Annotated in this window: 13 protein-coding genes and 2 pseudogenes; 9 read left to right on the forward strand and 6 right to left on the reverse strand. The window is 70.3% G+C overall.

The features are described 5' to 3' along the window. Window positions 1-2: 2 nt before the first annotated feature. The 6 genes from BN1555_RS30650 to BN1555_RS30675 all read left to right on the forward strand — a co-directional run bounded on the left by BN1555_RS30650 (window position 3) and on the right by BN1555_RS30675 (window position 5,152). A complete protein-coding gene (locus BN1555_RS30650) occupies window positions 3-566 on the forward strand; it encodes a 1,2-dihydroxy-3-keto-5-methylthiopentene dioxygenase (RefSeq protein WP_093802387.1) in 564 nt (187 codons plus the stop codon). A gap of 16 nt (window positions 567-582) precedes the next feature. After that, a complete protein-coding gene (mtnC, locus tag BN1555_RS30655; RefSeq protein WP_093802388.1) occupies window positions 583-1,317 on the forward strand; it encodes an acireductone synthase in 735 nt (244 codons plus the stop codon). After that, window positions 1,314-2,132: an S-methyl-5'-thioadenosine phosphorylase gene (locus BN1555_RS30660; protein WP_093802389.1), complete on the forward strand. Its 819-nt coding sequence runs from the start codon at window positions 1,314-1,316 to the stop codon at window positions 2,130-2,132. Before mtnC ends, BN1555_RS30660 begins: the two co-directional genes overlap by 4 nt. A gap of 235 nt (window positions 2,133-2,367) precedes the next feature. After that, window positions 2,368-3,345, forward strand: a complete 978-nt coding sequence (locus tag BN1555_RS30665; protein WP_255306463.1) for a FecCD family ABC transporter permease — start codon at window positions 2,368-2,370, stop codon at window positions 3,343-3,345. Between the two features lies 1 nt (window position 3,346). After that, window positions 3,347-4,120: an ABC transporter ATP-binding protein gene (locus tag BN1555_RS30670; RefSeq protein ID WP_093802390.1), complete on the forward strand. Its 774-nt coding sequence runs from the start codon at window positions 3,347-3,349 to the stop codon at window positions 4,118-4,120. Window positions 4,121-4,135: 15 nt separating this feature from the next. Next, window positions 4,136-5,152: an ABC transporter substrate-binding protein gene (locus BN1555_RS30675; protein WP_093802392.1), complete on the forward strand. Its 1,017-nt coding sequence runs from the start codon at window positions 4,136-4,138 to the stop codon at window positions 5,150-5,152. Here BN1555_RS30675 and BN1555_RS30680 read toward each other — a convergent pair. The 4 genes from BN1555_RS30680 to BN1555_RS40805 all read right to left on the reverse strand — a co-directional run bounded on the left by BN1555_RS30680 (window position 5,071) and on the right by BN1555_RS40805 (window position 7,534). Then, the gene (locus BN1555_RS30680; RefSeq protein WP_141662915.1) at window positions 5,071-5,655 is read right to left on the reverse strand and encodes a hypothetical protein; all 585 of its coding nucleotides are present in this window, start codon (window positions 5,653-5,655) and stop codon (window positions 5,071-5,073) included. The two genes, BN1555_RS30675 and BN1555_RS30680, sit on opposite strands and share 82 nt — an antisense overlap. Before the next feature lie 94 nt (window positions 5,656-5,749). Then, window positions 5,750-6,910, reverse strand: coding sequence for a GTP-binding protein (locus tag BN1555_RS30685; protein WP_093802395.1), 1,161 nt, complete (start codon window positions 6,908-6,910; stop codon window positions 5,750-5,752). A 6-nt stretch (window positions 6,911-6,916) separates the two neighbouring features. Then, entirely contained in the window at window positions 6,917-7,087 is a 171-nt protein-coding gene (gene rpmF / locus BN1555_RS30690) for a 50S ribosomal protein L32 (RefSeq protein ID WP_093802397.1), read from the reverse strand. Window positions 7,088-7,123: 36 nt separating this feature from the next. Continuing rightward, on the reverse strand, window positions 7,124-7,534 hold the full coding sequence (locus BN1555_RS40805) for a hypothetical protein (RefSeq protein WP_255306266.1): 411 nt from the start codon (window positions 7,532-7,534) through the stop codon (window positions 7,124-7,126). Between the two features lie 221 nt (window positions 7,535-7,755). Between BN1555_RS40805 and BN1555_RS30700 the strand changes: the two are divergent. Both BN1555_RS30700 and BN1555_RS30705 read left to right on the forward strand, forming a co-directional pair. After that, a pseudogene (locus BN1555_RS30700) lies at window positions 7,756-8,073 on the forward strand (ATP-binding cassette domain-containing protein); the annotation flags it as partial. Window positions 8,074-8,111: 38 nt separating this feature from the next. Beyond that, window positions 8,112-9,524 (forward strand): ABC transporter permease, encoded by a 1,413-nt coding sequence (locus tag BN1555_RS30705; RefSeq protein ID WP_255306267.1) that lies wholly within the window; start codon window positions 8,112-8,114, stop codon window positions 9,522-9,524. A 430-nt stretch (window positions 9,525-9,954) separates the two neighbouring features. Here the strand turns inward: BN1555_RS30705 and BN1555_RS30710 are convergent, their stop codons facing one another. Together BN1555_RS30710 and BN1555_RS30715 are read right to left on the reverse strand one after the other, a co-directional pair. Further along, window positions 9,955-10,692, reverse strand: a complete 738-nt coding sequence (locus BN1555_RS30710) for a VOC family protein (RefSeq protein WP_093802399.1) — start codon at window positions 10,690-10,692, stop codon at window positions 9,955-9,957. Window positions 10,693-10,781: 89 nt separating this feature from the next. Beyond that, window positions 10,782-11,072 (reverse strand): annotated as a pseudogene (locus tag BN1555_RS30715) (IS5/IS1182 family transposase); the annotation flags it as partial. 415 nt (window positions 11,073-11,487) lie between these two features. On the opposite strand from BN1555_RS30715, the gene BN1555_RS30720 reads away from it, so the two are divergent. Further along, complete coding sequence (locus BN1555_RS30720; protein ID WP_255306268.1) at window positions 11,488-12,057, forward strand: ATP-binding protein; 570 nt, start codon at window positions 11,488-11,490, stop codon at window positions 12,055-12,057. The last annotated feature ends 462 nt before the right edge of the window (window positions 12,058-12,519 follow it).

Consider the following 12,519-nt stretch of genomic DNA (forward strand, 5'->3'; position numbering starts at 1 on the left):
CCGTGACGCTTCTTCAGATCATGTCGGAGGACGACCCCGAGCGTGTGCTGCTGCGCACCCGGGACCACGAGCGCATCACGGAGGCACTGCGAGTCTGCTCGGTGGCGTTCGGCCGCTGGCCGCTCCGCGGCACCATCACACCGGACACCGGCCCGGAAGACGTCCTGTCCCGCTACCGCACCGAAATCGACGAACTCTGCGCGCGGGAAGGGCTGCAACTGGTGGACGTTGCTCAGCTCCACCCGGAGGAGAGCCCGGGGTGGGAGGAACGGGCGGCCGAGGCGCGCTCCACCTTCCTCGAAGAACACCGGCACGCCGAGGACGAGGTGCGCTTCTTCGCCCACGGCACGGGTTGCTTCTACCTCCACCTCGACGGCCGGGTCCACGCGGTGGTGTGCGAGGCGGGCGACCTGCTCTCCGTACCGGCGGGCACCCTCCACTGGTTCGACATGGGTCCGCGTCCGGAGTTCGTCGCGATCCGCTTCTTCGAGAAGGAGGACGGCTGGGTGGGCGACTTCACCGGCGACCCCATCGCCCGGCGATTCCCCGACTCGACGCGCTCCTGACGCCGGAAGCGGCGACGTGATCCTGTCGACGGTGCGGGCGGTGGTCCTCGACATCGAGGGAACCACAGGCTCCGCCTCCCACGTGCACGAGGTGCTCTTCCCGTACGCGCGGGAGCGCCTCGCCGCCTGGTTCGCGGCCCACCGGGGCGAGCCTCCATGGACAGAGCTGATGGAAGAGATACGGACCCACACCGGTGATCCCCGCCTCGACGAGGGCGGGGCCGTCGCGGCGCTGACCGCCTGGTCCGACGAGGACGTCAAGTCACCGCCGCTGAAGAGGGTCCAGGGACTCATCTGGGCCGAGGGTTACGCCCGCTCCACGCTGACCGGCCACGTCTACGACGACGTGCCCGCGGCCCTGTCCCGATGGCGGCAGGCGGGTCTCGACCGTTACCTCTACTCCTCGGGGTCGGCGGCAGCTCAGCGCGACTGGTTCGCGCACAGCGACCACGGCGACCTCAGCCCGCTCCTGAACGGCTACTTCGACCTGTCCAGTGCGGGCGGCAAACGGGACCCGGAGTCCTACCGGGCCATCACACGTGCCATCGGAGTCCCCGCACACGAAACGGTCTTCTTCAGCGACGTGGAAGAGGAACTGGACGCGGCCACCGCTGCGGGGTGGAGGGCTGTGGCCGTACGGCGCCCCGGAGACCCGCGCGGTCCCGAGGTGGCCGGACATCCCACGGTCCCCGCCCTGGACGGCATTCGGCTGCACCGACGGACAAGACGGGAAAAGGAAACACGCACATGAGCGTCAGCGGCAACACCCCGGTGGCCGACACCGGCGTGATCGGAGGCAGTGGTTTCTACGAACTGCTGGACGACGCGGAAGAGGTCCGGATCGCCACGCCCTACGGTCCACCGTCCGATGCCCTGATGCTGGGCACGGTCGAGGGGCGGCGAGTGGCGTTCCTGCCACGGCACGGCCGCGACCACCGCATCCCGCCACACAGGATCAACTACCGGGCGAACCTCTGGGCGATGCGGTCCGTCGGCGTGCGCCGGATCCTGGCCCCCTGCGCGGTCGGCTCCCTCCGGCGCGAGCTGGGACCGGGCACCATCGTTGTCCCCGACCAGATGGTGGACCGGACCAGCGGCCGCATCCAGACCTTCTACGACGAAGGCGCCGTCCACATCTCGTTCGCCGACCCCTACTGCGAACACGGCCGCGAAGCACTCCTCAAAGCAGCTGCCGCGGCCGGGATCGAGGCGGTCGACGGCGGCACGATGGTCGTGGTCGAGGGCCCCCGGTTCTCCACCCGCGCCGAGTCGCAGTGGTTCGCGGCGGCCGGCTGGTCACTGGTGAACATGACCGGGCACCCCGAGGCTGTCCTGGCCCGGGAACTCGCCCTCGGCTACGCCGCCGTAGCCCTCGTGACCGACCTGGACGCGGGCATCGACGCGACGGAGAGCGTTGCCCAGGAAGAGGTCTTCAAGGTCTTCGCCGAGAACACCCGGCGCCTCCGCCGCGTCGTGCTCGATGCCATCGGAATGCTCCCCGAGAGCAACGGCTCCCCCTCCGCCCGCGCACTCGACGGCATGACCCTGCCTATCGGCCTGCCCTGAGCCGGTTCACATCCACGGGCGAACACCACCCGCCTGATCAGTACGTTCCGTTCAACCTGGAAGGCCGAGTCCTATGTCACCGCCAGCGATCACTGCGCCATCGACGAGCGGCGGCGCCGATACGTCAGCCGGCGCGGCACCCCCCGAACCCGCGACGGGGGTGAAGGGCCGGCTCGCCTCCCGTAAGGGTCTGGTGCTTGCCTGCGCCGTTCTGTTCGTCGTTCTCCTCGCCTCGATGGTGGTGGCCATCGGCCTGGGGGCCGCCGTGATCACGCCGGGGGAGACCGCCCGGTACCTGTGGGCGGCTGTCAGCGGCGGCCGCATCGCCGCGGACGAGGTCACCACGTACCAGATCATCTGGCAGATCCGCACCCCACGGGTGCTGCTCGCAGCGCTCGTGGGAGCTGGGCTGAGCGCGATCGGCGTGGCCATCCAGGCCATGGTGCGCAACGCGCTCGCCGACCCCTTCGTGCTGGGCGTCTCCTCGGGCGCGTCCGTCGGAGCCGTCGGTGTCACGGTCACCGGAGGACTGGCGGCGCTGGGCATCTACGCGGTGTCGGCCGGTGCCTTCATCGGGGCCCTGGTCGCGTCGCTCCTGGTGTATGCCGCCTCCTCCAGCCGAGGCACGCTCTCCCCGCTGCGCCTCGTCCTGACGGGCGTGGCCATGTCCCTGGGCTTCCAAGCGTTGATGAGCCTGATCATCTACTTCGCGCCGGACAGCGAGGCGACCAGCATGGTCCTGTACTGGACCATGGGCAGCTTCGGCGCCGCGAGCTGGGGCGCGCTCCCGGTCGTGTCGGTGGTCGTCGTCCTCGGCCTGGTCGTGCTGTACCGGTACGGCAGGGCGCTCGACGTGCTGGCCCTCGGGGACGAGACCGCCGCGAGCCTGGGGGTCAGCCCCGACCGTCACCGCAAGGCCATGCTTGTCCTGGCCTCCCTCGTGACGGGAGTGATGGTCGCCGTCAGCGGCGCCATCGCCTTCGTCGGACTGGTCATGCCCCATCTGGTGCGCATGGTCGTCGGAGCCACCCACGCACGCGTACTGGCCGTGGCGCCACTGGCCGGAGCGATCTTCATGGTCTGGGTCGACCTGGTGTCCCGGACGTTGGTGGCACCGCGCGAGCTGCCCCTGGGCGTCATCACCGCTCTCGTCGGGGTGCCGGTGTTCGTCACCCTGATGCGCCGCAAGGGCTACATGTTCGGAGGCCGCTGACATGGACCTCAGACTTGACGGGCTCTCGGTGGTGACCGACGGCAGGAGTCTGGTACGCGACCTGTCCCTGGAGGTGGAAAGCGGCCGGGTCGTGGGCCTGGTCGGTCCGAACGGGAGCGGCAAGTCCACCGCTCTCAGGTGCGTGTACCGTGCGCTCCGCCCCAGCTCCGGCACCGTCTGGGTGGGCGAGGAGGATCTCTCCCGCCTGACCGTGCGCCGCTCCGCGCAGGTCGTCGCGGCCATGACCCAGGACGGCGCCGTCGATCTCGACTTCACGGTCGAAGAGGTCATCGCACTCGGACGCGCGCCGCACCTTCAGGGCAACCAGGCGCTCAGCCGCCGGGAATGGGAGCTGTGCGAACGCGCGATGGACCGGCTCGACATCCGCCACCTCGCCCGGCGCGGAGTCCTGACGCTCTCGGGCGGGGAGCGCCAGCGTGTCCTGCTGGCCCGGGCGCTCGTCCAGGAACCGAAGATCCTGGTGCTGGACGAGCCGACCAACCACCTCGACGTACGCCACCAGGTCGAACTGCTCTCGCTCCTGCGCGGCTCGGGACTCACCGTCCTGGTCGTGCTGCACGACCTCAACCTCGCCGCGGCCGCTTGCGACCGCCTCGGGGTTCTCTGCGAAGGCCGCCTTGTCACCACCGGCACCCCCGACGACGTACTCACCACGGACCTCGTCCACGAAGTGTTCGGCGTCAAGGCCAGCATCGTGTCCCACCCGCTGACGGGTGACCCGCAGTTGTTGTATTCGCTCGACCCTTCCCTGTGAAAGGCACCACAAGTCATGTCCATGACTCGATCTCCCCGCTCGATGCGGCAGCACACCGTCCTCGGCTCCGCGCTCGCGGCCACACTGCTGCTCAGCGGCTGCGGCGCCGAAGTGGAAACCGACGCCGACGCCAAGGCATCCAAGAAGGTCACCGTCAAGAGGTGCGGTGAGCCGGTCGAATACACGATCCCCGAGCGCGTCGTGGCATACGAAGGCGGAAGCGCCGACAAGCTGTTCAGCCTCGGGTTGGCCGACCACGTGCACGGCTACGTGATGCCGCCGGCGAACCCACCGGTGGAGGAGTCGCCGTGGGCGAGCGACTACGCCAAGGTGAAGATGCTCAGTAAGGATCTCCTCAACAAGGAGCTCGTGGTCGAGGCCAAGTCCGATTTCGTCCTGGCCGGCTGGAATTCCGGCTTCAAGGATGAGCGGGGCATCACCCCGGAGATCCTGGACAAGCTCGGGATCCAGAGCTTCATGCACACCGAGAGCTGCTTCAACTACCCCAAGTACCCGGAGAAGCTCACCCCGTTCGAAGCCCTTTACTCCGACCTCGATCGGCTGGGCAGGATCTTCCAGGTCGAGGACAAGGCGGATGAGGTCGTCGGCGGGTTGAAGAAGCGGGTGGAGGCCGTCAGGGCGAAGGCGCCCAAGGGCGACCCGGTCCCGGTCTTCCTCTACGACTCGGGCACCGACCAGCCCTTCACCGCGGGCAACCAGGTCCCGCCCAACGACATCATCAAGACGGCCGGCGGCAAGAACGTCTTCGACGGCCTCGACCAGCGGTGGACGCAGGTGAACTGGGAGGCCGTCGCCAAAGCGGAGCCGGAGGTCATCATGATCCTCGACTACGGGGACCTGCCTGCCCAGAAGAAGATCGACTTCCTGAAGAAGTCCCCTCACACGAAGGGGCTGCCCGCCGTCAAGAAGGACAACTTCTTCATCCTCGACTACAACGAGGGTGTCAGCGGGCCGCGCAACATCGACGGCCTGGAGAAGTTCGCGAAGTACCTGGGTGAGCTCAAGAGCTGACCGAGCCGCAGCGCGCCGGGGCCGTGCCCGATCGCACGGCCCCGGCGCTTCGAGCCGCGATCACTGGGTCCGGGCGGCTTGTCCCGTCGGGAAAGCGCGGACGAACGCCGCACCCCGATCACGTCGGGGAGATCGAGCTCGAACCAGCGCGCCCCGCCGTTGTCGACGCGCTCGTAACGCGTGGTGGGACCGGTACCGGTCCTGAGGACCGTGCCGGACGGGTGGGAGGCGAGGAAGTCCCTCGTCCATCTGTCGGACAGGGCCGTCCGCGGGGCCGTACCCACGAGGCTCGGCAGACCGCCGAAGCGTCCGGAGCCGCAGGGCGGCGCCGCCACGATCTCCGCGGCACGTTCGTCGCGCAGGGCGGCGTCCTCCTTGCGGTGCTCCACCGCCCGTCCGTGGGGCGGAATGAGGAGTTTCTCCTGGACCGCGCCCGGGAAAGGGCCGTGCGTCGTCACTCCTGCCTCCACCCCGGCCCGCCTCGGCGGGAGTCCGGTGCTCACCCCGGCTCCCTGGGGGGCGTGAGGAAAAGGGGCCGGGCCGGACGGTGCCGTGGCTGCGACCACCGTCCGGCCCGGAGTGTGCGGGGCCGGGGGTTCAGGCTGCCTGCTCGTGCTCGCAGGCGTCCTCGATGCCGTACGTCTCCCAGGCGGGGAAGTCGTCGTCGGCGGGAACGGTCTCGCCCGGCGCCAGCAGGCAGGCGTCGAGGGCCGCACGGAGGGTGTCGGCGCGCAGGCCGGTGCCGATGAAGACCAGTTCCTGGCCCTGAGTGGTTCCCGGACCGCGGGCGCCGGACGGTTCGAACCGGGCGACGGCGCCGGCCTGGGACCACAGTCCGGTCACCCGGGGCCGGCTGGCGAGCCAGAAGAAGCCCTTGGAGCGCAGGACGCGCCCGAACGTTCCGCTGTCAAGGCCCTTGGTGACGAAGGCCCACAGCCGTCCGGGGTGGAAGGGCAGGTCGGAGCGGAACACCAGCGAGGAGATGTCGTACTCCTCCGTCTCCGGTACGTGGTCGCCGTTGAGCTCCTTCACCCAGCCGGGGGCCTGCTGCGCCTTCTCGATGTCGAACAGGCCGGTGCCCAGGATGTGTCCGAGGGGGACCTGCCCGCGCACGGCGGGGATGATCCGCGCTTCCGGATTGAGCCGGGAGAGCGCGGCGCGGAGCCGGCGTGCCTCCTCCGGCCCGGCCAGGTCGAGTTTGTTGAGCACGATGACGTCGGCGAACTCGACCTGGTCCATGAGCAGGTCGCTGACGGTGCGCTCGTCGTCCTCGTACTGGTCGAGGCCCCGCGCGACGAGTTCGTCGCCGCCACCGAGTTCCGCCAGGAAGTTCGCGGCATCCACGACGGTCACCATCGTGTCCAGGCGGGCGAGGTCGCCGAGGGTGGCCCCGTCGTCCCGGGGGAAGGCGAACGTCGCGGCGACCGGCATGGGTTCGGAGATGCCGCTGGACTCGATGAGCAGGTAGTCGAACCGGCCCTCGCGGGCGAGCCGGTCGATCTCCTCCAGGAGGTCGTCACGCAGGGTGCAGCAGATGCACCCGTTGGTCATCTCGACCAGGCGTTCCTCGGTGCGGGACAGGGCCGCTTTGCCACCGCGCACGAGCGCGGCGTCGATGTTGACCTCGCTCATGTCGTTGACGATGACCGCGACCCGCAGCCCTTCGCGGTTGCCGAGCACATGGTTGAGCAACGTGGTCTTCCCGGCCCCGAGAAACCCCGAGAGTACGGTCACGGGCAGCCGGTCGGTGGACGTCATGAGCCCTCAGCCCTCCGGGTGGACGAGGCCGCGCTCGTACGCCTTCATCAAGCGCTGCGGGACCTGGTGCACGACGCCGTCGACGGTGACCGGGACCAGCTGGGGCGTGGTCGCCTTCCACTGGGCGCGGCGGTGACGGGTGTTGCTGCGGGACATCTTCCGCTTGGGGACGGCCATCGTGAGACTCCTCGGTCCGGTTCTGACACGAAGAGGCTATATGAAAATGGATGCCATTATCAATCTTTCTCCGTGTGCCTGAGGAGGGGGGGCGGACCGCTCACTCCGGACCGCGCGGTTCAGCGACAGCTCGGCACCCGTTACCAGCGCGTCGTCCGGCGCGCCCGTGATGCGCTCGACATCGAGATCTGGTCCGTGGCCCCGATCTCGTTGCGCCGCTCGCCGTGGTAGTCGTTCCATGGTCCCGGCGTCCACCGCAGGGGGGTTGACGTTCACCGGCCCGTCGCCGGGATGGCGCACCGCCACGAACAGGGCGACGACGGCCAGTACGACCGCCAGCACCACATCGGCGCGCACCGCTCGCCGGGACAGCGGGGCGGCCTTCGCCTCCGGGCGTAGCGCGTCGATGAGCTGCTGGTACCGGCTGCGCCGGCCTTCCGTCTCCATCCGCACGTTGTGCTGCGCTCTCCGCCCGGCCCGCGTCCGCCTGTCCGGCCAGGGCGTCGCCCCGGAGGCCTACTTCTCAGGTATGACTCCGCGGTCGAATCCTCCGCGGGGACGGCCTGATGTCGGTTCCGCGGCCGACGCGCCCCCTGCGCGGCCGCCTCCAGGTTCACGGGATCGGCAACGGCATGTGCCTCTCGCGACCGTAAGGACGGACAACTCGTATGCATCAGCTGATCGAACCGGAGGGTGTGGCGAAGCGTTACGACAGCGCCGGCACACCGGCGCTGGGGCCGCTCACGCTCGGCGTCGCCAAGGGTGAGGCCCTTGCCGTCACGGGCCCCTCCGGCAGCGGCAAGTCCACGCTGCTGAACCTCGTCGCCGGCCTGGACAAACCGACCGATGGCGCCGTGATCGTGGCCGGGTGACGGATGGACCAGCTGGGCGAGCACGCCCTCGCCACGTTCCGTCGCGAGCACATCGGCATGGTCCTCCAGTTCTTCAACCTTCTCGACGACCTCAACGTCACCGACAACCTCCAGGCATCGCCCTGGGGGTCGTCCTGGGAAACCTCCTGGCAGTGCCGCTGCCGGCGGACACCGAGGCGGTGTACGGCACCGCCTCTCTTTCGGTGGCCTGGTGGGTGGACGTCACGGTTCCGGCCGCCGCCCTGGTCATCGTGGGGCTCGCGGCGCTGGTCCCCGCGCTACGGGCCGGAAGGCTGCGTACGATCGAGGCCATCGCGGTCGGCCGGTCGCCGCGCACGGGGCGCGGCCAGCGGGCGCACCGGGCGATGGGGCTGTTGCCGCTGCCGCGCCCGGTGACCTACGGTCTCGCCACCCCCTTCACGCATCCGGTCCGTACCCTCGCGATGCTGCTCGCGGTGGCGTTCGGTACGGTCGCGGCAACCTTCGCGGTGGGGCTGACCTCGTCCCTGACCGAGATCGGCGCCTCGCAGGACCCCGACAGCCGTGCCGCGGTGACGGTCACGACCACCAGGCTGACCAACATCGCTCCCTTTCCGCCTCCTCCCGCGGGCGGCGGCGCGGCAAGCCCCTCACCCGTGGCCGGACCCGGGGTTGCCGACCCGGCGAAGGTGCGATCCGCCATCACGTCGCGGGCGGGCACGGGGTCGTACTACGGCAAGGCCCGGACGGAGGTCGCCGTGGCCGGGATCTCCGGCTCGGTTCGGGCCAGCCTCTACGAGGGCGATGCGCGCTCCGGCAGCTACGAGATGCTCTCCGGGCACTGGATCACCGGTACGGGGCAGGTCGTGGTGCCCACGCGCTTCCTGGAACGGACCAGCACCAAGGTCGGTGACACGGTGCGGGTGACCTACGAGAAGGAGGCCGCGAACCTGCGGATCGCGGGCGAGTCCTTCGACACCTCGGGCAGCGGGCTGGAGATCCACGCGGACATGGCCGACTTCGCATCGGCCGAACCCGGTGCCTTCCTCGTCGAGACGGAGTCCGGCGTCTCCGCCGACGAGTACGCCCGGAAGATCGCCGCGGTCGTACAGCCGCTGGGCGGCGACACCACGGCCAACACCTCCTCGGGGCAGGAGGGCGTCATCCTCATCATGTCCGCGATGGCGGTGCTGCTCACCCTGATGCTGGTCTCCGTGGCCGGCCTCGGCATACTCAACTCCGTGGTCCTGGACCCCCGGGAACGCATCCACGACCTGGGCGTCTGCAAGGCGATCGGCATGTCGCCGCGGCAGGTCACGAGTTTCGTGCTCGCCTCGGTGGCCGTGATCGGTGTGCTCGGCGGACTGGTCGGCGTGCCGGCGGGGTACGTGCTGCACGGCCTCGTCATGCCGGTGATGGGGCGTGCCGTGGGCACCGGTCTGCCGTCGCCGGTCCTCGATGTGTACGAACCTGTTCAGCTGCTCCTGCTGGGGCTGGGCGGGGTCGTGATCGCGATGCTGGGCGCCCTGGCCCCGGCCGGCTGGGCGGCCAGGGCGCGTACGGCCGCGGCGCTGCGCACCGAGTAGCGTCCGGCGGAGCGCGAGCCGCTGGGACAGATCCGCCGGGCCCGCGGAGCCGGGCCGCCCAACCGTCGTGTTCCGGCCCCGGAACCAGCCGCGGAACGTCGCGTGCTCCGGCCCGTCGGGGTCTGGTACCGCCACGGTGCCTGCGCTGACGTTCAGCTGGTTTCGTGGGCTGTGTCCGCGTTGTTCGTCGTGACGGGTGCGGGCCGGCGGTGGGTGAGGCGGGTGATCAGGCGTCTGATTCCGGCGAGGCCGGGGTGGGTGGGCCGGGAGGACCCGTTTCTCCTCTTCCCCCGTCCGGCCCCCTGGCCCGCAGGACGGTCAGGCAGGCGGGCGGCCCTGGCCAGGCCATGTGGCAGTGGCGGGCCGGGGAGGGCAGGGCCCGGCGCCGCGGACTGCCGCGCCGCTGTGAGGAAGCGGACGGAGTCACGCGTCAGCCCCGGCCGAGGACGCAGAACTCGTTGCCCGCCGGGTCGGCCAGGACGACCCAGGAGACGTCGCCCTGACCCACGTCGGCCCGTACCGCGCCGAGGTCCTCGAGCCGGGCGACCTCCCTCGCCTGGTCCTCGACGGGGTCGGACATCACGTCGAGATGGATGCGGTTCCATACGACCTCGTCGTCGGGCGTGCGACGGAACTCCAGGTACGGTCCGACGCCCTTGACGGAGCGCAGCAGAGCGCGGTCGTCGGTCAGCTCGTGGACGGTCCAGTCGATCGCCTCGCCCCAGAACCGGGTCATGGCCCGTGGGTCGGCGCAGTCGACGACCACGGCGGCTATCGGCCCGGTGTCCCGGTAGAGCTCCCGGGGCTCCAGGACGCTGAACACGTTGCCCTCCGGGTCGGCCATCACCGTACCCGGCGCGTCGTCCCGGCCCGCATCGGCGGGCGTCGCCCCGAGCTCCTTCAGACGTGCTACCAACTCCGCCTGATGGGCGTCGGAGGTGGTGGCGAGCTCGATGTGCACGCGGTACTTCACCGTCTCCGGGTCCGGGACGCGGACGAGATCGATGCAGACGGCGGACGGATCCGGCCAGTCGAAGCCCACGGGTTCCAGGTTGGTGACGCCGGGCCCTTCACTGGAAACACCCCAGCCGAGCACCTCCGCCCAGAACCGGCCGAGCGCCGAGTCGTCCCGGGCCTTGAAGTTCACCTGAACAAGCTGCAACGTCATGCCGCACACCCTAGATGGTCTCCCATCGGGCAGGCGTGCGAGTCCAGGCTCTTCTGCTGCGTATATGGCAATCAGGCGATCGCGAGTGGGCGGCCGGGGCGAAAGGCCCCCGCCCCCAGCGTGCGGCCCTTCCCGCCGGTGATGAGAACGGCTTTCCCGGTGCTCGTCTTCTTCCTGCCCGAGACGGAGGCGCGGCGGCCGGGATTGCCGGCCCGTGGGCGGCGTACCTGGACTTCCGTGCCCTCGATGCGCAGCTCGACGCCTTCGGCCGACGCGTACGCGAAGACGTCCGCCGGGGTACGAGGGCGTAGGCCAGGGTGGCCGACGACGGCGAATCCACGGGCCGCCGGGAGCGGCCGGACCTCGTGGACGGCGCGGGTGGCCGCCGAACAGGCCAAAACGGTACGAAGGTTCGGACCCGAGTGCCGGGTACGCAGCGCACGGCTCACTCGTACAGCGATCAGGCGCCGCGTTTCTGGCCAGGGTGGGTCTGTGCGCGTTGCCCGGTTCAAACCGCGTCGGTCGGCCTCGGGGCATGGACCGGGTGGGGTCAAACGTGGCGGCACCGGGGGCGCCACGGCGGGCGGTGCGGGCGACCGGATCCAGATGCCTTCCACTGTGCTGTCCACGGCGTGGCCGGTGTGGTCCGCGAGCCGTGTGAGCAGCGTCGGTCCTGCGGGTGCTGTTCCGCGTCCGGTTCTCCGTTTTCCGGGTGACTACATGAGGGCGTGGGGGGTACTCAACGAGGTTTTCTTTCCTTGGTTGACGGGCGGCGGACGGGGCACGTGCTCAGGTATGAACGGCGACCAGAACCTCCACCGTCCGCAGGCCCGGCGAGCTGACAGCGACCGGGCGACGGGGGAGCCGGCCGGCGCCGGTGCTGCCGCTTCGCCCGCTCGCCGGGACTTCCCGGGCGCCGTGGGCGGTGCGGTGCCGGGCCGGCCGGTGCTCGCGGGCCGGTGCGTGTGGGCCGGTGAGGCGTTCGACGTGACGCCCGGGGTGATCGGGGACGCCCGGCGGTTCGTCACCGGTTTCCTGGCCCAGCTGCACAGGGACGGCTGGATCGAGGTCTCGCCCCGGCTGACGGAGATCGCCCAGCTGGTCGTCAGCGAGCTGGTGACCAACGCGCGCAAGTACGCGCCGGGTCCCTGTGCCGTCGAGGTGGAGCTGTCCGGTCCGGTCCTGGAGATCACGGTGTCCGACACCAGCCCGGTCCTGCCGCTCGTCCTGCCCGCCGATCCGGCCCGGGTCGGTGGGCACGGCCTGGAGATCGTCACCGCGGTGTGCGAGGACTTCGCGGCACAGCGCGAGCCCTCCGGCAAGCGTGTCAAGGCCCGAGTCCCCACCGGGCCCGCGGCCGAATAGCGAGCTGGTGCATGCGTGGGGCCTGGGCTGCGGGCCGGTGTCAGCCGTTGTCGGGCCCAGCGAAGGAGCTGCTTCCCGTGTTTGCGGTCGGCGAGGGCGTGTTCGACGGTGACGCGTCGGGATGAGTGGGGGTGGTGGACTCACCGACGGGCTTCGTGGACCTCGGGCGGGATGATCTCGTTCGGCTTTCCGGGCGGGGGATCGCCCGTCCGGGGTGGCCACGTCCGAGGCCGGGGCAGCCGTCGTCCAGCAGCACCTCGACGTTGGGGGAGTCCTGGAAACGGAAACCGGTGCGTGCGGTGCGTGCGGTGGTCGCGTCATGCGTCCGCCCAGGCAGCAGGGCATCGGTCCATAACGTGTGATCGCGGTGGTCGGCGACACGACGGTGGCCTTCACCGTGTTCCATTGCTCCCTCCCGCAGAAGAACGCGCGTCGTCCGCCGCGGCCGGCCACAGGCCGGCG

The organism is Streptomyces sp. Wb2n-11 (genome assembly GCF_001049855.1).
GTDB classification, from domain to species: Bacteria; Actinomycetota; Actinomycetes; order Streptomycetales; family Streptomycetaceae; genus Streptomyces; species Streptomyces altiplanensis.

Coding starts and splice junctions, on each gene's coding strand:
- BN1555_RS30660 (WP_093802389.1), top strand. CDS start 1,314: ATGAGCGTCAGCGGCAACACCCCGGTGGCCGACACCGGCGTGATCGGA.
- BN1555_RS30665 (WP_255306463.1), top strand. CDS start 2,368: ATGGTGGTGGCCATCGGCCTGGGGGCCGCCGTGATCACGCCGGGGGAG.
- BN1555_RS30670 (WP_093802390.1), top strand. CDS start 3,347: ATGGACCTCAGACTTGACGGGCTCTCGGTGGTGACCGACGGCAGGAGT.
- BN1555_RS30675 (WP_093802392.1), top strand. CDS start 4,136: ATGTCCATGACTCGATCTCCCCGCTCGATGCGGCAGCACACCGTCCTC.
- BN1555_RS30685 (WP_093802395.1), bottom strand. CDS start 6,910: ATGACGTCCACCGACCGGCTGCCCGTGACCGTACTCTCGGGGTTTCTC.
- rpmF (WP_093802397.1), bottom strand. CDS start 7,087: ATGGCCGTCCCCAAGCGGAAGATGTCCCGCAGCAACACCCGTCACCGC.
- BN1555_RS40805 (WP_255306266.1), bottom strand. CDS start 7,534: ATGGAGACGGAAGGCCGGCGCAGCCGGTACCAGCAGCTCATCGACGCG.
- BN1555_RS30710 (WP_093802399.1), bottom strand. CDS start 10,692: ATGACGTTGCAGCTTGTTCAGGTGAACTTCAAGGCCCGGGACGACTCG.
- BN1555_RS30720 (WP_255306268.1), top strand. CDS start 11,488: ATGAACGGCGACCAGAACCTCCACCGTCCGCAGGCCCGGCGAGCTGAC.